The organism is Microbacterium jepli (assembly GCF_047237905.1).
GTDB lineage: Bacteria > Actinomycetota > Actinomycetes > Actinomycetales > Microbacteriaceae > Microbacterium.
The window spans coordinates 2029355-2049959 of record NZ_JBDFLW010000005.1 but is presented as its reverse complement, the minus strand read 5'-3'; the positions used below and the strand labels follow the sequence as shown (position 1 = coordinate 2049959).

At 71.2% G+C, this 20605-nt stretch carries 20 protein-coding genes; 3 read left to right on the top strand and 17 right to left on the bottom strand.

The annotated features are described in order from the left end of the window. Nucleotides 1-13: 13 nt before the first annotated feature. Entirely contained in the window at nt 14-1591 is a 1578-nt protein-coding gene (locus ABC304_RS13990; RefSeq protein WP_412931507.1) for a Rieske 2Fe-2S domain-containing protein, read from the bottom strand. Between the two features lie 81 nt (nt 1592-1672). Then, nucleotides 1673-2338 carry a response regulator transcription factor gene (locus ABC304_RS13985; RefSeq protein ID WP_412931506.1) on the bottom strand — a complete coding sequence of 222 codons (666 nt, stop codon included), beginning with the start codon at nt 2336-2338 and terminating at the stop codon, nt 1673-1675. A 126-nt stretch (nt 2339-2464) separates the two neighbouring features. On the opposite strand from ABC304_RS13985, the gene ABC304_RS13980 reads away from it, so the two are divergent. Then, the gene (locus ABC304_RS13980) at nt 2465-2746 is read left to right on the top strand and encodes a GlsB/YeaQ/YmgE family stress response membrane protein (protein ID WP_412931505.1); all 282 of its coding nucleotides are present in this window, start codon (nt 2465-2467) and stop codon (nt 2744-2746) included. A gap of 103 nt (nt 2747-2849) precedes the next feature. On the opposite strand, the gene nusB is transcribed toward ABC304_RS13980, so the two are convergent. The 4 genes from nusB to fdhD all read right to left on the bottom strand — a co-directional run bounded on the left by nusB (nt 2850) and on the right by fdhD (nt 5216). Beyond that, complete coding sequence (gene nusB, locus ABC304_RS13975; protein WP_127095430.1) at nt 2850-3257, bottom strand: transcription antitermination factor NusB; 408 nt, start codon at nt 3255-3257, stop codon at nt 2850-2852. 10 nt (nt 3258-3267) lie between these two features. Beyond that, on the bottom strand, nt 3268-3828 hold the full coding sequence (gene efp / locus ABC304_RS13970; protein ID WP_412931502.1) for an elongation factor P: 561 nt from the start codon (nt 3826-3828) through the stop codon (nt 3268-3270). A 72-nt stretch (nt 3829-3900) separates the two neighbouring features. Further along, a complete protein-coding gene (locus tag ABC304_RS13965; protein WP_412931500.1) occupies nt 3901-4359 on the bottom strand; it encodes a type II 3-dehydroquinate dehydratase in 459 nt (152 codons plus the stop codon). After that, on the bottom strand, nt 4356-5216 hold the full coding sequence (gene fdhD, locus ABC304_RS13960; RefSeq protein ID WP_412931499.1) for a formate dehydrogenase accessory sulfurtransferase FdhD: 861 nt from the start codon (nt 5214-5216) through the stop codon (nt 4356-4358). The genes ABC304_RS13965 and fdhD overlap by 4 nt, the downstream gene beginning before the upstream one ends. A 257-nt stretch (nt 5217-5473) precedes the next feature. Here fdhD and ABC304_RS13955 point away from each other — a divergent pair, with 257 nt between their 5' ends. Beyond that, complete coding sequence (locus ABC304_RS13955) at nt 5474-6412, top strand: NTP transferase domain-containing protein (protein WP_412931497.1); 939 nt, start codon at nt 5474-5476, stop codon at nt 6410-6412. 27 nt (nt 6413-6439) lie between these two features. Here the strand turns inward: ABC304_RS13955 and ABC304_RS13950 are convergent, their stop codons facing one another. The 11 genes from ABC304_RS13950 to ABC304_RS13900 form a co-directional block, all read right to left on the bottom strand. Continuing rightward, nucleotides 6440-8758 (bottom strand): FdhF/YdeP family oxidoreductase, encoded by a 2319-nt coding sequence (locus tag ABC304_RS13950; protein WP_412931495.1) that lies wholly within the window; start codon nt 8756-8758, stop codon nt 6440-6442. A 64-nt stretch (nt 8759-8822) separates the two neighbouring features. Then, complete coding sequence (gene aroB / locus ABC304_RS13945) at nt 8823-9902, bottom strand: 3-dehydroquinate synthase (protein WP_412931493.1); 1080 nt, start codon at nt 9900-9902, stop codon at nt 8823-8825. After that, on the bottom strand, nt 9899-10477 hold the full coding sequence (locus ABC304_RS13940; protein WP_412931491.1) for a shikimate kinase: 579 nt from the start codon (nt 10475-10477) through the stop codon (nt 9899-9901). Before ABC304_RS13940 ends, aroB begins: the two co-directional genes overlap by 4 nt. Then, nucleotides 10474-11691 (bottom strand): chorismate synthase, encoded by a 1218-nt coding sequence (gene aroC / locus ABC304_RS13935; protein WP_412931490.1) that lies wholly within the window; start codon nt 11689-11691, stop codon nt 10474-10476. The genes ABC304_RS13940 and aroC overlap by 4 nt, the downstream gene beginning before the upstream one ends. 4 nt (nt 11692-11695) lie before the next feature. Then, nucleotides 11696-12562 (bottom strand): shikimate dehydrogenase, encoded by an 867-nt coding sequence (locus ABC304_RS13930; protein WP_412931489.1) that lies wholly within the window; start codon nt 12560-12562, stop codon nt 11696-11698. Further along, nucleotides 12529-14079, bottom strand: a complete 1551-nt coding sequence (mltG, locus tag ABC304_RS13925) for an endolytic transglycosylase MltG (RefSeq protein ID WP_412931487.1) — start codon at nt 14077-14079, stop codon at nt 12529-12531. Before mltG ends, ABC304_RS13930 begins: the two co-directional genes overlap by 34 nt. Nucleotide 14080: 1 nt before the next feature. After that, nucleotides 14081-14554, bottom strand: coding sequence for a Holliday junction resolvase RuvX (gene ruvX / locus ABC304_RS13920; RefSeq protein WP_412931485.1), 474 nt, complete (start codon nt 14552-14554; stop codon nt 14081-14083). Continuing rightward, entirely contained in the window at nt 14551-17217 is a 2667-nt protein-coding gene (gene alaS, locus ABC304_RS13915) for an alanine--tRNA ligase (RefSeq protein ID WP_412931484.1), read from the bottom strand. The genes ruvX and alaS overlap by 4 nt, the downstream gene beginning before the upstream one ends. 60 nt (nt 17218-17277) lie before the next feature. Next, nucleotides 17278-17829: a hypothetical protein gene (locus tag ABC304_RS13910; RefSeq protein WP_412931483.1), complete on the bottom strand. Its 552-nt coding sequence runs from the start codon at nt 17827-17829 to the stop codon at nt 17278-17280. Between the two features lie 120 nt (nt 17830-17949). Beyond that, nucleotides 17950-18579, bottom strand: coding sequence for a 30S ribosomal protein S4 (gene rpsD / locus ABC304_RS13905; protein ID WP_412931481.1), 630 nt, complete (start codon nt 18577-18579; stop codon nt 17950-17952). A gap of 197 nt (nt 18580-18776) precedes the next feature. Then, entirely contained in the window at nt 18777-20054 is a 1278-nt protein-coding gene (locus tag ABC304_RS13900) for a replication-associated recombination protein A (RefSeq protein ID WP_412932953.1), read from the bottom strand. 186 nt (nt 20055-20240) lie between these two features. On the opposite strand from ABC304_RS13900, the gene ABC304_RS13895 reads away from it, so the two are divergent. Then, nucleotides 20241-20585: a dioxygenase gene (locus tag ABC304_RS13895; RefSeq protein ID WP_412931479.1), complete on the top strand. Its 345-nt coding sequence runs from the start codon at nt 20241-20243 to the stop codon at nt 20583-20585. Nucleotides 20586-20605 lie beyond the last annotated feature (20 nt).

The following is a 20605-nucleotide window of genomic DNA, read 5'->3' as shown; positions in this document are numbered from 1 at the left end:
GGTGACGCGCGGGTCAGGCGGCGGGCGCCTCGACGGGCTCGTCGGCCCGGGCCGGCTCGACGCGGCTCGAGCGCATCGGGTGGCCGGTGGTGGTCAGGCAGCGGCCGGTCGCGAGGTCCCACTTCCAGTCGTGGAGGCTGCACGTGAGCACGCCGTCCTCGATCTTGCCGGTCTTGGTGAGGTCGGCGCGGAGGTGCGGGCATCGGCGCTGGACGACCCAGTCCTCCAGCTGCACGTCCTCGGTCTGGTCGGACTGTTCGGCGTACCAGTTCTCGACGTACTCGATGCGGTCGCGCGAGAGGCACTTGAGGAAGGTCGTGAGGAACTCGTTGAACTTGCCGCTGCGGCCGACCTCGAACTGCATCGAGAGGAAGATCGAGTTCGACCAGTCGATCTCGTGGTCGCGGATGTTGGTGGAGACCAGGTCGGCGGGGATCGTGTACCAGTAGATGCACTCCTCCCCCTCGTACGCCCGCACCTTCGCCTTCGGGAAGTCCACGACCATGTCGAGCTCGCCGATGCGGAAGCGCACGGCGCCGCCGACGCCGTTGCGGATGGTGCGCGCGCGGCGCAGCAGGGGCTCCCACCACTCCTTGATCGCCGCGAGCATCTGCTCGGGCGCGAGCACCTCGGCGCGCGAGGCCTCCTCGGCCGCGATCGCGTCCTGGCGGCTGTCGCGCTGCTCGGCGAGGTAGTTCCACTTGTCGCCGAAGACGCGCTCGATCTCGGCGTCGGTGTAGAGGGTCTGCGTGACCGTGACGTTCTGATGGTCGACGTCGACCTGCGTCCCGGGGAGGAACAGGTAGCCCTTCTGATCGGGTCGCTCCTCGGCCATGTGCGCGAGGAACTCGCGCTGGTCGGTGAAGATCGAGTCGTTCTCCAGGCCCGTGCCGTTGTAGCGGAAGAGCTCCTCGCGCAGGAACATCGGCGGCCCGGCCATCGGGAACACGTGCTCCGCGTCGACCTTCTCGATGTAGTACATCGCGCGCTTGTTCTGCGCCTCGCGCTTGAGGCGGGCGAAGTTCTGCTTCGAGTCCTGCGGCAGGTCGTAGACCATGGGCCACCAGATCGCGCCCGACACCTGGGTGAAGTACGCGTCGGGCTTGGAGAACGCCATCAGCGCCTCGAGGTCGAGCGGGTGCGAGTCGTTCTGGTTCAGGACGCTCGCGGTGCCGTCGTCGACGCTCAGCGAGGAGTCGCCGATGGGGCCGTCGCTGGGCGCCCGCAGGGGCGTCACCATGAGCTTCAGATCGCCGAACTCCAGGGGCACGCCGGCCTGCGTGGCGATGATGTTCTCGTAGCCGAGCGCCCGCAGGTCGGATTCGAGGTCGTCGGTCGGGTACTCCGGCAGCAGCACCCGGATGTCCTTGCGGACGTACCGCTCCAGCAGCGCCGGATCGAAGTGGTCGCGGTGGCGGTGGGAGATGTAGAGGAAGTCGGCGGCGCCGAAGCGCTCCCAGTCGAGGGCGCGGTTGTCGGGGAACGGGAACCACGATCCGAAGAAGCTCGGACCGATCACGGGGTCGCAGAGGATGCTTCCGCCGATCGTCTCGATGAACATCCCGGCGTGGCCGAGCCCTGTGATCCGCATGCGTTCTCCTTCCCGATCGAGTCTACGCGCCGCGCCTGCGACGGCCCTGAGCCGCACCCGCCCCGGCGGCGATCGGCGAGCTCAGGGACCGCCCATCCAGTGGTCGATGCGGTGGGTGTCGGGGGCGAAACCGTGCTGCGTGCCGTAGAGCACCGCCTGGGTGCGGCTGCTGACGCCGATCTTCCGGTAGACGGAGCGGATGTACGACTTGACGGTGTTGGGGCTCAGGTACGTGAGCGTGGCGACCTCGGCGTTGCTCTTGCCCTGTGTGATGAGGGCGAGGATCTCCGACTCGCGGTCGGTGATGCCCTCGCGCTTGCCGGGCCAGTCCAGGCCGGGAGCGCTCGCCGCCCGCCGCTGCTGCGGGGTGAAGACGACCTCCCCCGCGTGCACCGCCTCGATCGCCTCGACGAGCTCGCGGGCGGTGAGCGTCTTCGAGAGGTAGCCGTGCACGCCGAGCTCCCGGGCCGTCTCCACGAGCTGCGGAGCGAAGTTCCAGGTGTAGACGACCACGTGCCGTGCGCGGGGGTTCTTCACCAGCGCCGCGATCTCGACATGGTCGGACTCGGGCTGCGCGAAGGAGTCGTAGAGCACCACGTCGACCTCGTCGCTCATCTCGGCGTTCGCATCGATCTCCGCGACGATGACACGGTCGCGGTACTCGTCGAACATGTGCGCGAGGCCCTTCAGCACCACGTCGTAATCGTCGACCAGGCACACGGTGATGGGGCGCTCGTTCGCGGGCATGCTTCAGCTTTTCACCCCCAGGGGTGTGATGGCACACCCGCAGGGGTGGTTGTATGGCATCACTGCCCGTCGCAGCGCCCATCATCGGGCACCCCCACCCGACGGGCGCAACCATAGGAGGACACCATGCTCGGTCTCATCATCAGTCTCATCGTCGTCGGTCTGATCGCCGGCTTCATCGCCCGTGCAGTCATCCCCGGCAAGCAGAGCATGAGCATCCTCATGACGATCGTCCTGGGAATCGTCGGCTCGTTCGTCGGTGGATTCCTCGGGTTCCTGATCTTCCAGCGCGACGCCGCCGAGGGCTTCTTCCAGCCCGCCGGCATCGTCGGCTCCATCATCGGCGCGATCATCGTCCTCGGCATCTACGTGGCCGTCACCCGTCGCCGCGGCGCCGGACGCTCCTGATCAGCTGCTGACGGGCGGGGTCATCTCCCGCCCGCGACAGCAGCACGGTACGACGAAGGGCCGGCGGGGCATCCACCCCTCCGGCCCTTCGTCGTCGCCGCTCCTAGGAGCGGGCCACGCGGGCGAGTACGCCGTGCACGAACGACCCGGAGTCGTCGGTGCTGAACTCCTTGGCGAGCTCCACGGCCTCGTCGATCGCGACGCCGGCGGGAACCTCGTCGTTGTAGAGCAGCTCCCACACGCCGATGCGCAGCAGGGCACGGTCGACGGCGGGCATGCGCGCGAGCGACCAGTCCTTCGCGAAGGTTGTGATCTGCTCGTCGATGGCGTCGCGGTTGTCGATCACGCCGTCGACGATCTCGCGCGCGTACAGCCACGACGCCTCACGCGCGGGCTCGCTGGCGGCGCGCTTGGCCTCGGCGGCCAGGATCGTGCGGGGCTCGTCGCCGCGGACGTCGGCCTGGAAGAGGATGTCGAGCGCGCGTTTGCGCGCCTTCGTGCGGGCGCTCATCGGGGGCGCGTCAGTTGACGCGGCCGAGGTAGTCGCCCGTGCGGGTGTCGACCTTCACGCGGGTGCCCGTCTCGAGGAACAGCGGCACCTGGATCTCGTAGCCGGTCTCCACCGTCGCGGGCTTCGTGCCCGCCGACGATCGGTCGCCCTGCAGTCCGGGCTCGGTGTAGGTGATCTCCAGGACGACGGATGCCGGGAGCTCGACATACAGCGGATTGTCGTTGTTCAGCGCGATCTGCACCTGCTGGTTCTCGAGCATGAAGTTCTTCGCGTCGCCCACGACCGCCGCCGGGACAGACAGCTGGTCGTAGTCGGCGACGTCCATGAAGACGAACGAGTCACCGTCGTTGTAGAGGTAGGTGAAGTCGCGGCGGTCGACGTTCTCGATGTCGATCTTCGCACCGGCGTTGTAGGTGCGGTCGACGACCTTGCCGGACACGACGTTCTTCAGCTTGGTGCGCACGAAGGCGCCGCCCTTGCCGGGCTTGACGTGCTGGAACTCGATGACGTTCCAGAGCTGACCGTCGATGCTGAGGACGACGCCGTTCTTGATGTCTGCGGTCGATGCCATGGGGGTGGGAAGTCCGTTCGTGAGGGTTCGCCAGGAGAAGACTGACCCTTCATCCTAAACGCGGCGGCGTGTTCAGCCGTCGGCGCGGCCCGTGATCACCTGCAGGAGACGCCTCGTCGCGGTCGCATAGCCCGCGACGCCCTCGCCGATGACGTGCACCACGGCGACGTCGGCGACGTAGGAGAAGTGCCGGAACTCCTCCCGCGCGCGCACGTCGGAGATGTGCACCTCGGCGACCGGCAGGGCGACGCCGCTGAGCGCGTCGCGCAGCACGACCGAGGTGTGGGTGAGTCCGCCGGGGTTGATGACGATGCCGGCGCAGTCGGTTCGCGCGTCGTGGATGGCGTCGATGAGGACGCCCTCGTGGTTGCTCTGCACCGCCCGCACGTCGAAGCCGGCTTCCGCCGCGGTGGAGCGGGTCAGCTCCTCGACGTCGGCGAGGGTCCGGGTGCCGTAGACCTCGGGCTCTCGAGTGCCGAGCAGATTCAGGTTCGGCCCGTTGACGAGGAGAAGCCGCCGCGGCGCGCTCACGCGCTCACCTGGGCATCGTGCACGGTGTCGAGGATGCGGTCGGCTCGCGCGTAGATGTTCATCGTCTCCCCGCGGAGGAAGCCGACGAGGGTGATGCCCTGCTCCCCCGCCAGCTCGACCGCGAGCGATGACGGCGCCGACACGGCCGCCAGCAGCGGGATGCCGGCCATCGCCGCCTTCTGCACGAGCTCGAAGCTCGCACGACCGGAGACCTGGAGGGCGACGCCGCGCAGCGGCAGGCGGTCGTGCTGGGCCGCCCACCCGACGACCTTGTCGACGGCGTTGTGGCGCCCGACGTCCTCGCGCAGCACGAGGAGCTCGCCGGTGCGCATGTCGAAGAGTGCCGCGGCGTGGAGGCCGCCGGTCTTGTCGAAGACGGCCTGCTCGGCCCGGAGCCGGTCGGGGTACGCCGCCAGCGTCGCGGCTTCGACCTGCACGTCGTCCGCGCTGGCGTCGTGCACCGAGACGGTGCGCACCGCCTCGATCGAGGCCTTGCCGCACACGCCGCACGAGCTCGTCGTGTAGAAGTTGCGGGCGACCTCGGGGGCCGGCGGGGCGACGCCGGGGGCGAGCGTGACGTCCAGCACGTTGTAGGTGTTCTCGCTGCCGCCGGTGCCCGGACCGCCGCAGTGGATGGCGCCGAGGAGATCGCCGCCGGTGGAGATGACTCCCTCCGACACGAGGAAGCCCGCCGCCAGCTCGACGTCGTGCCCGGGGGTGCGCATGGTGACGGCGAGGGGTGTCCCGGCGACCCGGATCTCGAGGGGCTCCTCCACCGCGAGGGTGTCGGCACGGCGGATGCTGCCCCCGCCCACGCGGAGCTTCACGATGGGCGCTCTCGTGGTGATGCGTCCCATCAGCGGATCCCGTCGGCGGTCGTCGGCATGCGAAGAGCCTAAAGCCACTGAGCGTGCCCGTCGCCGCGTCGCCGCGTCGCCGCGTCGCCTGTCGCCGCGACGCCCGCCCGTCGCCGCGGCGCGCGCTCCCGCATCGGGCGTCGGGTGGATCGGGTGACGCGCGGGTCCGCTCGTTCTGTTGACGCGCGATGCGGGTGGGCGGCACGCGTTCCCGCCGTTCGCGTCACCTGAACCGCCCGACCTGTCAGGCTGAGCGGATGACTTCGGTACTCGGCGACCATACGGCGATCATCCTCGCCGGCGGCGCCGCGCGGCGGCTCGGCGGCGTGCCGAAGCCGCTGCTGGAGGTGCGCGGACGCTCGCTGCTGCAGCGTGCGGTGGATGCCGCTCGCGGAGCCGGCTGCGCGGAGGTCGTGGTGGTCGGGCCGCCCGCCCCCGGCCTTCCGGACGTGCGCACCGTGCGGGAGGAGCCCGCGTTCGGTGGGCCGGTCGCCGCCATCGCTGCGGCCCTGCCCGCAGTCACGACGGCCGGGGTGCTGGTACTGGCCGCCGACCTGCCGCGCTCCGCCGACGCGGTCGCGCTGCTCGCCGCCGCAGACACGACCGCCGCCCGCGCGACAACAACCGCCGCAGCCCACGCGACAACCGCCGCCGCGACCGCCACCGATGCGTCCACCGCCGACGGCGTGTGCCTGATCGACGGCGAGGGACGCCGGCAGCCGCTGCTGGCCCGCTATCGCACAGCGGCTCTGCGCGAACGCCTGAGCGGTCTCGGCGACCCGACGGGCGCGTCGATGCGGCAGCTCCTGCGGGGTCTCCGCATCATCGAGATCGCCGACCCCGCGGGCGTGTCGCGCGATGTCGACACGTGGGAAGATGTCTGGATCGCGCGCCTGGCGCGCGAGGACCGCGAAGGAGTCACGATGGCCGCCGCAGACGCTCCGCTTCCTCCCGAGGCTCTGGATGCCTGGGCCGCCGCCCTCGCGGATCGCTTCGGTCTCGCGCCTGACGACATCCCGATCGCCCTCGTGCTCGATCTCGCGCGGGACGTCGCGCACGGCGTCGCGCGCCCGGCCGCGCCGCTGAGCGCGTTCGTGGCGGGCTTCGTCGCGGGTCGCGCCGGCGGCTCGCCGGCAGACGTCGAGGAGGCCGTCGCTGCGGTCGTCGAACTGGCGCACGGCTGGCGCGTCGACTGAACCACCGCGGTCACCGAGCCGGCCGGATCAGCGCCTCTTCTGCAGGCGGATGATCACCGACTTCGACGTGGGCGTGTTGCTCTCCGCCGCCGTCGAGTCCAGCGGCACCAGCACGTTCGTCTCCGGGTAGTACGCCGCCGCGTTGCCGCGCGGGGTGTCGTAGGCGACGATCCGGAACTCCGTCGCCCAGCGCTCCTCGACACGGCCGTCCGGCGCGCGCCACTCCGACACGAGGTCCACGACCTCCTCATCGGCGAAGCCGAGCTCCTCGAGGTCGCGCGCGTTGACGAACACCACGCGCCGGCCGCCGAACACCCCGCGGTAGCGGTCGTCCTTGCCGTAGATCGTGGTGTTGTACTGGTCGTGCGAGCGCAGCGTCTGCAGCAGCAGCCGCCCCTCCGGGATCACCGGGTACTCCAGCGCGTTGCGCGTGAAGTGGGCGAGGCCGTCGGGGGTGGCGAAGGTCAGGTCGTCGCGGGGACCGTTGGGCAGCACGAACGTGCGTCCCTTCGCCACGCGGTTCTCAAAGTCCTCGAAGCCCGGCACCACCCGGGAGATGTGCGAGCGGATGAGCGTGTAGTCGCTCTCCAGCGCCTTCCAGTCCGCCCGCGGTACGGCGACCGAGTCGGGGCGGTCGCCGAAGACGAGCGCGCAGAGCCGGGCGATGATCGCCGGCTCGGACATCATGTCCTCGCTCGGCGGTGCGAGACGGCCGCGCGACGCGTGGACCGCGCTCATGGAGTCCTCGACCGTCACCCGCTGGTCGACGCCCTTCCGCACGTCGCGGTCGGTGCGGCCGAGCGTCGGCAGGATGACGGCGCGGCGCCCGGTGACGGTGTGCGACCGGTTGAGCTTCGTGGAGACCTGCACGGTGAGGTCGACGTTGCGCACGGCGGCCTCGACGACCTCCGTGTCGGGCGTCGCGCTGACGAAGTTGCCACCCATCGCCATGAAGACCCGCGTGCGCCCGTCGCGCATCGCGCGGATCGCCTCGACGACGTCGTAGCCGTGCTCCCGCGGCGCGAGGAAGTCGAATTCGCGGTCGAGGCTCTCGAGAAAACCCTCCTGCGGCTTCTCGTAGATGCCCATCGTGCGGTCGCCCTGCACGTTGGAGTGACCGCGCACGGGGCAGACGCCGGCCCCGGTCTTGCCGAGGTTGCCCTGGAGGAGCAACACGTTCACGACGTCGCGCAGCGTGGGGACGGAATGCGGATGCTGCGTCAGCCCCATCGCCCAGCACACGATCGTCGCGTTCGAGGTGCGGACCCGCTCGCCCACGCGGCGGAGGTCGGCCTCCGACTGCCCGGTCGCGGCCTCCAGCTCCGACCATTCCACGCGGTCGAGCTGCGCGAGGTAGTCGTCGAGGCCGCTGGTGTGCCGGGTAATGAAGTCGTGGTCGAACACCGAGCCGTCGGCGCGCTCGCGCTCGAGGAGGTGCTTGCCGATGGCCTGGAACAGCGCCTGGTCGCCGCCGAGGCGGATCTGCACGAAGTCATCGGCGATGCGTGTGCCGCCCAGGATGACGCCACGAGGCGTCTGCGGGTTCTCGAACCGGATGAGGCCCGCCTCGGGCAGCGGGTTGACCGCGACGATGGTGGCGCCGTTCGCCTTCGCCTTCTCCAGCGCGCTGAGCATGCGGGGATGGTTGGTGCCCGGGTTCTGCCCCGCCACGATGATGAGCTCCGCCTGGTGCACGTCTTCGATGGAGACGGTGCCCTTGCCGATGCCGAGCGTCTCGACGAGCGCCGTGCCGCTGGACTCGTGGCACATGTTCGAGCAGTCGGGCAGGTTGTTCGTGCCGAGGCCGCGCACGAGCAGCTGATAGAGGAACGCCGCCTCGTTGGAGGTGCGGCCGGACGTGTAGAAGGTCGCCTCGTCGGGGTCGTCGAGCGCGCGCAGCGCGTCGGCCACCGTCGCCAGCGCCTCGTCCCAGCTCGCCTCGCGGTAGTGCGTGGCGCCCTCGTCGAGGATCATCGGACGCGTGAGCCGGCCCTGCTGACCCAGCCACCAGTCGTCGTGGCCGCCGAGCTCGGCCACCGAGTGCTGGGCGAAGAACGCCGCATCCACGCGGCGGACGGTCGCTTCCTCGGCCACGGCCTTCGCGCCGTTCTCGCAGAACTCCGCGATGTGGCGCTTGTCCTCCTCCGGCCAGGCGCACCCGGGACAGTCGAAGCCGTCCTTCTGGTTGATGCGCGACAGCGTGCGCACCGTGCGGGCGGCGCCCATCTGCGCCTCGGAGATCTGCAGTGCGTGCAGGACCGCCGGCACCCCCACCGCGACCTTCTTGGGGTGTGAGACGCGGATGTCCCGCTCGTCGATGTCCGTGCTCGGAGGCTTCCTCACCATGGTCCGATGCTAGGCGACCCCCGCGACGCCGGGGCGGAGCGGCGGGCCCGGCATCACGACGGGGTCAGGCGCCGACCTCCTGGTAGGCGGCGAAGAGGAGCGACTCGTCGGGAGCCTGCAGCACCGTCGGACGCGCGATGTCGTCGAGCACGATGAAGCGCAGCATTCCGCCCCGGCTCTTCTTGTCGCGCTGCATCGTGGCCAGCAGCTGCGGCCAGGCGCCGGCGCGGTAGGAGGTCGGAAGTCCGAGCGTCTCGAGGATGTCGCGGTGACGCTGGGCGGCAGCATCCGGGAGCCGGCCCGCCAGGCGGGACAGCTCGGCGGCGAAGACCATCCCCACGGAGATGGCGGCGCCGTGCCGCCAGCGGTAGCGCTCGGCGTGCTCGATCGCGTGGCCGAGGGTGTGCCCGTAATTCAGGACCTCCCGCAGGTTCGCCTCGCGCAGGTCCTCGCCCACGACGCGCGCCTTCATGTCGATCGCCAGTTCGATGCAGCGGCGGAAGGCGGCGCTCTGCGGGTCGGTGGCGGCGGCGTGGTCGGCCTCGATGAGGTCGAGGATCTCCGGATGCCAGATGAAGCCCGCCTTCACGACCTCGGCGAAGCCGGCGACGGTCTCGTTGCGCGAGAGGCTCTCCAGCAGGTCGAGGTCGCAGACCACCGCGCGCGGCGGCCAGAAGGCGCCGACGAGGTTCTTCCCCTCGGCGGTGTTGACCCCCGTCTTGCCGCCGACGGCCGCGTCGACCATGCCGAGCACCGTGGTGGGCACCTGCACGAGGGCGACACCGCGCAGCCACGTGGCGGCGACGAAGCCGGCGAGATCGGTCACCGCGCCGCCGCCGAACCCGACGACGACGTCCGTCCGCGTGAAGTCGGCCTGGCCCAGGACCTGCCAGCAGAACGCCGCGACCTCGATGCGCTTGCCCTGCTCCGCGTCGGGGATCTCCGCCAGCAGCACCTCGCGGTCGGCGCGCAGGATCTCGCGCAGCGACTCGGCCTGGGCCGACAGCGTCGGCGGGTGCACGATGAGCACCTTGCGCGCCTCCGGCGGCAGCACCGCGCCGAGGCCCGCGAGCAGGCCGCGTCCGACGGTGACGTCGTAGGGGGCGTCGCCTGCGACGGAGATCGTGGTGGTGTCATCGCTCATGCGGTGGTGTCCTGTCCTGGAGGGGCGGAGGTGGTGTCGTCGCGGGCCCACGCGACGATGGCGTCCGTCACCTGTTGCAGCGGGCCGTGGGAGGTGTCGAAGGTGACGTCGGCGACGGCCTCGTAGACAGGTCGTCGCGCGCGGAGGATCTCGGTCCAGCGGGTCATGGGGTCGGTCGGCGCGCTGGGCAGCCCGGGCTCGGCCGCAGGTGCGCGCAGGAGCGGGCGGGCGCTGTCGCGCACGCGTCCGGCCACCACCCGCGGCTCCACCGTGAGCAGCACCACCCGGTGGTCGGCGAGCGCGGCGCGGGTCTGCTCGTGCAGCACCGCTCCCCCGCCGAGCGCGACGACGCCGCCCTGTGCGAGACCGGCGAGCACGGCATCCTTCTCCCACTCGCGGAACTGCGGCTCGCCGTGCTCGGCGAAGATCGTCTCGATCGGCCCGTGGTCGCGGATCACCGCGATGTCGGAGTCGTAGAACGGCACCTGCAGGGCCTTGGCCACACGCCGGCCGATGCTCGTCTTGCCGGCGCCCATGGGGCCGATCAGCACCAGCGCGGGGTGCGCGCCGCTCATGCGTCCGCGAGGGCGGAATCGCTCGCGGCGGTGGTCTGGAGCGTGGCGGGGATGGCGTCGAGGTAGCCGCGCAGGTTGCGCCGGGTCTCGCCCACGCTGTCTCCGCCGAACTTCTCGAGCACCACCTCGGCCAGCACGATGGCGACCATGGCCTCGGCCACGACACCCGCGGCGGGCACCGCGCAGACGTCGGAGCGCTGGTGGTGCGCGGCGGCCGTCTCGCCGGTGGCGACGTCGATGGTGCGCAGGGCGTGCGGGACGGTGGCGATGGGCTTCATGCCCGCGCGCACGCGCAGCACGGTGCCCGTGGACATGCCGCCCTCGGTGCCGCCGGCGCGATCGGTCGATCGCGTGATGCCGTCGTCGGTGGCGAAGAGCTCGTCGTGGGCCTGCGATCCGCGGCGCGTGGTGGTCAGGAAGCCGTCGCCGACCTCGACGCCCTTGATCGCCTGGATGCTCATGATCGCCTGCGCGAGCTTCGCATCAAGACGTCGGTCCCAGTGCACGTGCGAGCCGAGCCCCGGCGGCAGCCCGTAGGCGAGCACCTCGACGATGCCGCCGAGGGTGTCGCCGTCCTTGCGGGCGTCGTCGACCTCGGCCACCATGCGTGCCGAGGTCTCGGCGTCGAAGCAGCGGAGCGGATCGGCGTCGAGCGCGTCGACGTCGTCGGGGCTGGGCAGTCGTGCGTCGTCGGGCACCCGCACCGGGCCGATGGACAGCGTGTGGCTCACCAGGCGGATGCCGAGTTCCCCGAGGAACGCACGGGCGACGGCGCCGAGCGCGACGCGGGCGGCCGTCTCACGCGCGCTCGCGCGCTCGAGGATGGGCCGGGCCTCGTCGAAGTCGTACTTCTGCATGCCGACCAGATCGGCGTGGCCGGGGCGCGGGCGGGTGAGGGCCGCACCGCGTCCACGTGAGCGGTCGGTGAGGTCGATGGGCTCGGGGCTCATCACCTCCACCCACTTCGGCCACTCGGTGTTGCCGATGCGCAGGGCGATGGGGCTGCCGAGGCTGAGGCCGTGGACGACGCCGCTGGAGAGCGACAGCTCGTCCTCCTCGAACTTCATGCGCGAGCCGCGGCCGTAGCCGAGCTTCCGTCGGGCGAGGTCGGCACGGATCGCCGTCAGGGTGATGGGCACACCCGAGGGCAGGCCCTCCATGATGGCGACGAGTTCGGGGCCGTGCGATTCGCCGGCCGTGAGCACGCGGAGCATGCCCCTAGTCTCCCACGACGGCACGGCGCATGACGGCGAGCACATCCGCCTCGCCGGGCAGCGGCTCGTCCGTGCGCCCGGTCGAGAACACCCGCATCTGCAGGACGGCCTGATGCAGCAGCATCCCGAGCCCGGGAACGGCGCGTCCGCCCTCCTCCTGCCAGACCGTCGCCAGCGCGGTCGGCCAGGTGCCGTACACGACGTCGAGCAGCAGCCCGCCCGAGGTCGCGAGCGCCCGGGCCGCAGCATCCGGAATCGCGGCGTCGCCGGGCAGCGTCGCGACGGTGAGCGGGACGGCGGCCGACTCGGTCTCCGGGAGGGGCGCGGCGGTGACCGCGATCCCCAGCTCCTCCCCCAGCGCGACCAGCGCCGCAGCGGCCTCCGGGCGGCGGGCGACCACCTCGACGTGCTCGGCGCCGAGCTCCGCCAGCGCGACGAGCGCGGAGGTGGCCGTCGCCCCCGCGCCGATGATGCGGGCGCCCTGCACCGCGGTCACGCCCTCATCCGCCAGGGCGCCCACGATGCCGCCGACGTCGGTGTTGAAGCCGTGGGGGCCTCCGCCGGTCAGCAGAAGGGTGTTGACGGCACCGGTGAGCTCGGCGCGACGATCGCGGGTGGCGGCCGCGGCGAACGCGACCGACTTCAGGGGATACGTGAGCGACAGCCCCCGCCACGCGTCATCGAGTGAGGCGAGGGCCTCGTCGAATCCGGATGCCGCGACCTGCCGCCGCCCGTACGTCCACGGCCATCCCAGCCGCGCGTAGGCCGCGGCGTGGAGCTGCGGTGAGCGGCTGTGGGCGATCGGATCGCCCCAGACCGCCAGCCGGTCGCCGCCGGTCAGCACCCCGAGTCCGGGTGATCCGCGCACCACGCCTGCCACTGCTTCACGGCCGCGTTGTGGTCGGCCAGGTTCGTGGTGAACACCGTCTCGCCCGTGTCGAGGTTGACGGTCACGAAGTAGAGCCACGGGCCGTCGGCGGGGTGCATGGCGGCGTCGATGGCGAGATCGCCGGGGTTGGCGATCGGACCGACCGGCAGACCGGGGTTCACATAGGTGTTCCACGGGTTCGGGTCGGCGAGCGCCTCGGCCGAGCTGCTCACGGTGCCGTCGTGGTTCTCGCCGTAGCCGTACTGGGCCGTCGAGTCCATCTGCAGCAGCCCGAAGGTCTCTTTGTTGGAGGGATCGAGACGGTTCTCGATGACCCGTGAGACCTTGTAGAAGTCTTGCTCGAACCGCGCCTCGCGCTGGATGATCGACGCGACCGTGAGCACGCGCTCGCGGTCCTCCACCGGCACGCCCGCCTTGTCGAGCGACTCGATCGTGCGATCGACCAGGCGCGTGATGACCTCGGTGGCAGTGACACCCGGGTTGAACTCGTACGTCGCGGGGAACAGCCAGCCTTCCAGGCTGGGTGCGGAGACGCCGTACGCCGACGGATCGGCCACGGCGGCCTGCAGGTCGGCGAGCGGGATGCCGATGCCGTCCGCGAGGATCGGAAGCGACTGCGCGACCGTGAGGCCCTCGCGCAGCTGTGCGCCGTTCTCCATCTTGCTCGCCGGATCCAGCAGCGCCGCCAGCGCGGCCTCGGACGTCATCTGCTTCTGCAGCTTGAAGACGCCCGGGATGAACGGCGGGTTCTGCGAGGTGTCGATGAGGTAGTCGTAGAAGGCGGTCGGCGTCTTGGTGACGCCCGCGTCGTAGAGGTGCTGCGAGATCGGCAGTCCGGTGTCGCCCTGAGCGATGGTGATGATCGCCTCGCCCTCGGCGGCTCCCGCATCGAACTCCTGCGACTCCTCCCACCCCATGAAGGCGCGGATCTTGTCCTGGTAGGTGTTCCAGACGTACGCACCGCCGGCCGCGACGCCGCCCACGAGCAGCACGACGACGGCCAGGGCGATCCAGCCGCCGATGCGCCGCTTGCGCCGGTCGGGCGGCGGGGGCGGGGCGCCGAGCTCGTCGGTCGTGCGCGCGCCGGTGAAGAGGTCGTCCAGGGTCGCCGTCGCCGCCGTGGCGTGCGCGTCGGCGGTCCGGGAGCGCTCGGGAGCGGTGGCCACGGCCGACGGACGTGCACCGGTAGCGGCGGCCACGTGCTCCGACGCGCGGGGCGTGCTCACCGGACGCGACTGCTCGACGCGGTCGTACGGCGCCGGGCGGGACGACGGCGTCGCGTCGGCGGGGGCGGCCGCCGCGCGGGCGGCGCGTCGCGAGAGGGGCGGTGCCGCAGCATCCGCTCGCTTCTCTCCGCGAGGCTGCGGCGCGTCGCTCGCTGGTGCGTCGGTCGAGGGGCGATCGGGAGCGCCGGCGGCTGCGGAGCCGGCCCGAGGATCGGGGAGCTTGCCGAACAGATCCGCGAACGGATCGTCGAACGGCGAGGGCGAATCGGGCATGTCAGGCGGGCTCCTGGGCCGGGGGGACGGGCGTTCCGGGTGGTCGGCCGCTGCTCTTCTCGACGTCGAGAGCCTGCTGCAGCAGGACGACCGCCGCGACCTGATCGACAATGCTACGAGAGTTTCGCTGGGATCTGCCCGCATCTCTCAGCGCCGCGTGCGCCGACACGGTGCTCAGGCGCTCGTCGACGAGGCGGACCGGGACGACGGATGCCGCGGCCACCGCCGCCGCGAAGTCCCGCGCATCCTGCGTCGAGGCGGTGTCCTCACCCCGCATGTTCAGCGGCAGCCCGACGAGGATCTCCGTCGCCGAGTACTCCTCCGCGAGGGCCGTGATCCGCGCCACGGCGGCCTTCGCGCGCAGCACCGTCTCGACGGGGACGGCGAGCAGGCCGTCGGGGTCGCTGCGGGCGACCCCGACGCGGGCCTTGCCCACGTCCACGCCGATGCGGACGCCGCGGCGGAAGTCCGTCACCGGGTCGCCGACTCCAGCGCGGTGCGGATGGCCGCGAGTGCGGCGGGCAGCTGCGCGGCGTCCGCTCCCCCACCCTGCGCGACATCGTCGCGGCCTCCTCCGCCGCCGCCCAGCACGCCGGCGGCGAGCTTCGCAAGCGCACCGGCCTTCGCGCCGGCGCCGCGGCCGGGCTCGTTGGTCGCGACGATGACGACGGGCCGGTCGTTCACGACCGCGCCGAGGGCCACCGCGCCGGGCGCCGTGCCGAGGCGGTCGCGCACCTGCAGCGCCAGGGTGCGGACGTCATCGCCGGAGCCCGCGGCCCCGATCGACTCCGCGACGAGGCTGATGCCTCCGGCATCCGCCGCCTTCTGCGCGAGGGCGGGGGCGCGATCGGCCATCGCCCGGGCCTCGAAGGCGGCGATCTTCTTCTCCGCGGCCTTGAGGTTCGCGGAGAGCTCCGCGATGCGCGTGGCCAGCTGATCGCGGGGCGTCTTGAGCGTCGACGTGAGCTGGGAGACGATGGCGCGCTCGGCGGCCAGGTCGCGGAAGGCGTCGAGTCCGACGAGGGCCTCGACGCGTCGGTTGGAGGCGCCGACGGACGATTCGCCGACGAGGTTCACGAGCCCGATCTCGGAGCTGCGCGCCACGTGCGTGCCACCGCAGAGCTCGCGCGACCATGGACCGCCGATGTCGACCATCCGCACGGTGGTGCCGTACTTCTCGCCGAACAGGGCCATGGCGCCGGCGGCCTTCGCCTCGTCGAGCGACATGACCCGCGTGGTCACCTCGAGGTTGTCCCGCACCGCGTTGTTGGCGATCTCCTCGATCTCCGAGCGGGTCTCCGGAGACAGGGCGGAGCTCCAGTTGAAGTCGAAGCGCATGTAGCCGGCGCGGTTGAGCGAGCCGGTCTGGGTGGCGCTGCGCCCGAGCGTGTCGCGGATCGCGGCGTGCACGAGGTGTGTGGCCGAGTGGGCCTGCTGCGCGGAGTGACGGTTGACCGCGTCGACGACCGACGTCGCGGGCTGCCCCACGCCGACCTCGCCGATGGAGACCTCGACGGTGTGGCTGATGAGCCCCGGCACCGGGCGCTGCACGTCGAGCACCTCGAGCTCGAAGCCCGGTCCGACGATGACGCCCTTGTCGGCGACCTGACCGCCGGACTCGGCGTAGAGCGACGTCTCGGCGAGGATCACCTCGGCGATCTGGCCCTGCACCGCGCGGTCGACGGAACGGCCGTCCACGAGGATCCCGAGCACGCTCGACTCGGTCTCCAGATCGGTGTAGCCGGTGAAGACCGTCTCGCCCTGCGCGCGCACCTCGCGGTAGACGCTCTGGTCGGCGATGGTGCCCTTGCGCGCGCGGGCGTCGGCCTTGGCGCGGGTCCGCTGCTCGAGCATGAGGGAGTCGAAGGCGTCGCGGTCGACCGTCAGCCCGGCCTCCTCGGCGATCTCGAGGGTGAGGTCGATGGGGAAGCCGTACGTGTCGTGGAGGAGGAACGCCTCCGATCCCGACAGGGCGGTGCCCCCGGCATCCTTCGTCTGTGCGACGGACTGATCCAGGATGCTGGAGCCCGCCGCCAGCGTGCGGAGGAACGTCTGCTCCTCGGCGATCGCGTAGGTCGACAGCCGCGCGTACTCCGTCTCGACCTCTGGGTAGGCCGCCTTCATCGCGTCGCGCGATGCGGCGAACAGCTCGGGGAAGCTCGCACCCTCCACGCCCAGGAGGCGCATCGAACGGATGGCGCGCCGCATGATGCGGCGGAGGATGTAGCCCCGGCCCTCGTTGGAGGGCGTGACGCCGTCCGACAGCAGCATCAGGGAGGACCGCACGTGGTCGGCGATGATGCGCAGCCGAACGTCGTCCTCGTGGTCGGCGCCGTAGGTCTTGCCCGAGAGCGTCGCGGCGACGTCGAGCACCGGACGCACCTGGTCGGTCTCATACATGTTCTGCACGCCCTGCTTGATGAAGGCGATGCGCTCGAGTCCCATGCCCGTGTCGATGTTGCGGTTGGGCAGCTCGCCGACGATGTCGAAGTCGTACTTCGAGGTCACGTTGGTGATCTCGTACTGCATGAAGACGAGGTTCCAGATCTCGACGTAGCGGTCGTCATCTGTGGCGGGTCCGCCGTCGACGCCGTACTCGGGTCCCTGGTCGTAGAAGATCTCCGAGCAGGGTCCTGCAGGGCCCGGGAGCCCGGTGCTCCAGTAGTTGGTGTCCTTGTCCAGACGCTGGATGCGGTCCTCGGGGAGGCCCGCGATGTCGCGCCACAGCCCGTAGGCCTCGTCGTCGTCCTTGTAGACGGTGACCCACAGGTCCTTCGGGTCGAACCCGAGACCGCCGTCCGACTCGGGGCCGGTCAGCAGCTCCCACGCGTAGCGGATGGCGTCGGCCTTGAAGTAGTCGCCGAACGACCAGTTGCCCAGCATCTGGAAGAAGGTGCCGTGCCGCGGGGTTTTGCCGACCTCTTCGATGTCGTTCGTGCGGATGCACTTCTGCACGTCGGCCGCGCGCGGATACGGCGGCGGGACGACACCGCTCAGGTACGGGATGAACGGCACCATGCCGGCGACGGTGAACAGCAGCGCCGGGTCGTCGGCGACGAGCGAGGCCGACGGCACGATGGTGTGCCCCCGCTTCTCGAAGAAGTCCAGGAAGCGGGAGGCGATCTCGGCGGTCTGCATGTCGTCCTTGTCAGGGCAGGGCTCAGACCTCGGTCGCCCGAGGTCTGCGTGCGAAGGGGGTCAGTTCTTGTCGGAGCCCGCGGCGTTGTGCGCCTCGTCGGCCGCCTGCTTCACGTGCTCGATGGCCTCGCGGGTGGCGTCGTGCGTCTCCTCGCCGGCGACCTTGACGGTCTCGTGGGCGTCGGATGCCACATCCTGCGCCTTGTCGGCTGCGTCGGATGCGACGTCTTCGGCCTTGTCAGCCGCATCGGATGCCACATCCTTGGCCTTGTCGGCGACATCCTGGGCCTTGTCGGCGGCGTCGGACGCGACATCCTGCGCCTTGTCGGATACGTCGGACGCGGCATCCTTCGCCTTGTCGACGACGTCGGACGCGACCCCCTTGGCGGAGTCGAGGGCGTCGGCGGCTGCGCCGCGCACCCCGCCCACGATCTCGGAGAAGCGGGACTCCTGCTCGCGGTAGGCGTCACCCACGGCGTCGGTGAACTCGCTGATGCGCGAGTCGACCTCGGCGAGGAGCTCATGCCCCCGCGGGTCCTTGTTGACGAGGTGCGCGGCGACGAAGCCGCCGCCGATGCCGAGCAGGAACCAGAGCAGACTCTTCACAGTCATCACTTCCTAAGCGTGTGGGCCGCGGGCGCGGTGTCCCCATCGTAGGCGGAAACGACGAAGGACGCCGGGTGACCGGCGTCCTTCGTGTGCGCTGCCGACGGTGTCGGCGGGCAGCGGGTCTCAGCGAGCGGCATAGTACTCGACGACGAGCTGCACGTCACAGGTGACGGGCACTTCGGCGCGCTTGGGGCGACGCACGAGGCGCGCCTGCAGCTTGTCGAGCTCGACCTCGAGGTAGCCCGGGACCGGGGGCAGGACGTCGGCGTGACCGCCGGCGGCTGCGACCTGGAAGGGCTCGGTGCCCTCGGACTTGGCCTTGACGTGGATGAGCTGTCCGGGCTTGACGCGGAAGGACGGGCGGTCCACGAGGTCGCCGTCGACCAGGATGTGGCGGTGCACGACCATCTGACGCGCCTGCGCGGTGGTGCGGGCGAAGCCGGAGCGCACGACGAGCGCGTCCAGACGCATCTCGAGCAGCTCGACCAGGTTCTCACCGGTCAGGCCGTCCTTGCGGCGGGCCTCGTTGAACGTGTTGCGCATCTGCTTCTCGCGGATGCCGTACTGCTCGCGCAGACGCTGCTTCTCGCGAAGACGGACGGCGTAGTCGCTGTCCTGCTTGCGCTTGGTGCGGCCGTGCTCGCCGGGAGCGTACGGACGCTTCTCGAGGTAGCGGGCGGCCTTGGGGGTCAGCGCGATGCCGAGTGCGCGTGACAGGCGGACCTTGCGGCGGTCCTGGGACTTCGTAGCCACGAAGTTCTCCTTCCGATGACGTGGCCGCGACTGTCGCGGCTCACGGACGTATCCGCTTCTCCTCGCCCTGCTCGGACTGCACGCCGGGGCACGCCGAAAGGTGGATCGAGAGGAGAGGGGATGCCCGAAAACAGCGTTTCGAGCCGATTCAGCCTACCAGCCCCGCCCGTTGAGCGAGCGCAGCGAGTCGAAACGCCTCACCGACCGTCGAGGATCCGCCGGATCTTCTCGAGCCGGGCCTGCACGTCGCGTTCCGCCCCGTGGTTCGTCGGCTCGTAGTAGCGGCGTCCGCGCAGCTCCTCGGGGAGGTGCTGCTGCGGAACGATGCCGATCTCGCTGTCGTGCGGGTAGCGGTAGCCCTTGCCGTGTCCGAGGCGCTTCGCCCCCGGGTAGTGCGCGTCGCGGAGCGGCGCCGGCACGCGGCCGAAACCGCCGGCGCGCACGTCGGCGATGGCCTGGTTGATGGCGTTGTAGGCGGCGTTCGACTTCGCGGTCGTCGCGAGGTAGGCGGTCGCCTCGGCGAGCGGGATGCGCCCCTCCGGCATGCCGATGAACGCCACGGCGTCGGCGGCCGCGACGGCGATCTGCAGCGCCTGCGGATCGGCGAGCCCGATGTCCTCCGCGGCGGAGATGACCAGCCGCCGCGCGATGAAGCGGGGGTCCTCCCCCGCCTCGACCATGCGCGCGAGGTAGTGCATCGCCGCATCGACGTCCGAACCGCGGATCGACTTGATGAAGGCGCTGATGACGTCGTAGTGTTCGTCGCCCTGGCGGTCGTACCGCAGCAGCGCGCGATCGACCGCTTGAGCGATGTGCTCGGCCGTGACCACCGGCGGCTCGTCCGACCCCTCGACCGGCTCGGCCATCGACGAGGCGGCCTCGAGCGCCGTCAGAGCGCGACGGGCGTCGCCCGATGCCAGCCGGATGACCGATGTCCGCGCCTCGTCGTCGAGCACGACGGAGCCGGCGAGGCCCCGCGGGTCGCTGACCGCACGGTCGACGAGCGCGCCGAGGTCGTCATCGCTCAGCGCACGCAGCGTGAGGAGGAGGGAGCGCGACAGCAGCGGCGAGATCACGGAGAACGAGGGGTTCTCGGTGGTGGCGGCGATGAGGATGACCCACCCGTTCTCGACGCCGGGCAGCAGTGCGTCCTGCTGGGCCTTCGTGAAGCGGTGGATCTCGTCGAGGAAGAGGATCGTTGACTGCCCGTACAGGTCGCGCTGGGTGAGCGCCTCCTGCATCACCTCGCGGACGTCCTTCACCCCGGCGGTGACGGCCGAGAGCTCGACGAAACGCCGTCCCGACGAGCGGGCGATCGCCTGCGCGAGCGTCGTCTTGCCGGTGCCGGGAGGACCCCAGAGGATGACCGAGACAGCGGATGCCGCGGCATCCGCATTCGCCAGCGCCACGAGCGGCGAGCCGGGCCGGAGCAGGTGAGACTGCCCGGCGACTTCGTCGAGGGAGGTCGGCCTCATCCGCACCGCCAGGGGCGTCTGGCCCTGGAACAACGCGGAGGTCGGAGTCACCCGTCCAGGCTAGTCGCGGCATCCGACGCCCGGTCGTCTCCTGCCGCCTGCGACCCCCTCACGGTTTTGGACCGCCGCCGCGCCGCGCCGTAGGATCGTCCGCGTCCGGAGGATCCGCGACCGAGAGGGGCCGGCGTGACCACCAGCGGGGGCAGGGAGCGCGGCACGCGCGCCGAACGCGAACGGGCCCGCCTGTACAAGGCCCGGCTGGCCTTCCACGACGGGCTGATCCGCCGCCGCCGGCGCGACAACCTCCTGTTCGGCATCATCGGCGGGCTCGTGATCCTCGGCATCGCGGGTCTGCAGACCGCCTACTACGTGGCGGGCCCCGGTGTGCCGCCTCCGGTGGAGTCGCCCGCGCCCTCCGCCACAGTGCCGTCCGACGACGTGCCCGCGCCGACCGAGGAGCCCGCGCCCACCGACGCGCCCGTCCCGACCGAGGTCCCCGACCCCGCCGCGTCGCCCACCACCGCGCCCTGATCGCGGGATTCCCGGCGGTG

Bases quoted from the DNA above. Each gene is read 5' to 3' on its own strand.
- mltG (WP_412931487.1), bottom strand. From the start codon at position 14,079: ATGCCCGATTCGCCCTCGCCGTTCGACGATCCGTTCGCGGATCTGTTC.
- aroC (WP_412931490.1), bottom strand. From the start codon at position 11,691: ATGCTCCGCGTGCTCACGGCCGGCGAATCGCACGGCCCCGAACTCGTC.
- ABC304_RS13910 (WP_412931483.1), bottom strand. From the start codon at position 17,829: ATGACTGTGAAGAGTCTGCTCTGGTTCCTGCTCGGCATCGGCGGCGGC.
- efp (WP_412931502.1), bottom strand. From the start codon at position 3,828: ATGGCATCGACCGCAGACATCAAGAACGGCGTCGTCCTCAGCATCGAC.
- fdhD (WP_412931499.1), bottom strand. From the start codon at position 5,216: ATGGGACGCATCACCACGAGAGCGCCCATCGTGAAGCTCCGCGTGGGC.
- ABC304_RS13940 (WP_412931491.1), bottom strand. From the start codon at position 10,477: ATGAGCGGCGCGCACCCCGCGCTGGTGCTGATCGGCCCCATGGGCGCC.
- alaS (WP_412931484.1), bottom strand. From the start codon at position 17,217: ATGCAGACCGCCGAGATCGCCTCCCGCTTCCTGGACTTCTTCGAGAAG.
- ABC304_RS13980 (WP_412931505.1), top strand. From the start codon at position 2,465: ATGCTCGGTCTCATCATCAGTCTCATCGTCGTCGGTCTGATCGCCGGC.
- ABC304_RS13990 (WP_412931507.1), bottom strand. From the start codon at position 1,591: ATGCGGATCACAGGGCTCGGCCACGCCGGGATGTTCATCGAGACGATC.
- ABC304_RS13900 (WP_412932953.1), bottom strand. From the start codon at position 20,054: ATGAGGCCGACCTCCCTCGACGAAGTCGCCGGGCAGTCTCACCTGCTC.
- nusB (WP_127095430.1), bottom strand. From the start codon at position 3,257: ATGAGCGCCCGCACGAAGGCGCGCAAACGCGCGCTCGACATCCTCTTC.
- ABC304_RS13950 (WP_412931495.1), bottom strand. From the start codon at position 8,758: ATGGTGAGGAAGCCTCCGAGCACGGACATCGACGAGCGGGACATCCGC.
- ABC304_RS13985 (WP_412931506.1), bottom strand. From the start codon at position 2,338: ATGCCCGCGAACGAGCGCCCCATCACCGTGTGCCTGGTCGACGATTAC.
- ABC304_RS13955 (WP_412931497.1), top strand. From the start codon at position 5,474: ATGACTTCGGTACTCGGCGACCATACGGCGATCATCCTCGCCGGCGGC.
- aroB (WP_412931493.1), bottom strand. From the start codon at position 9,902: ATGAGCGATGACACCACCACGATCTCCGTCGCAGGCGACGCCCCCTAC.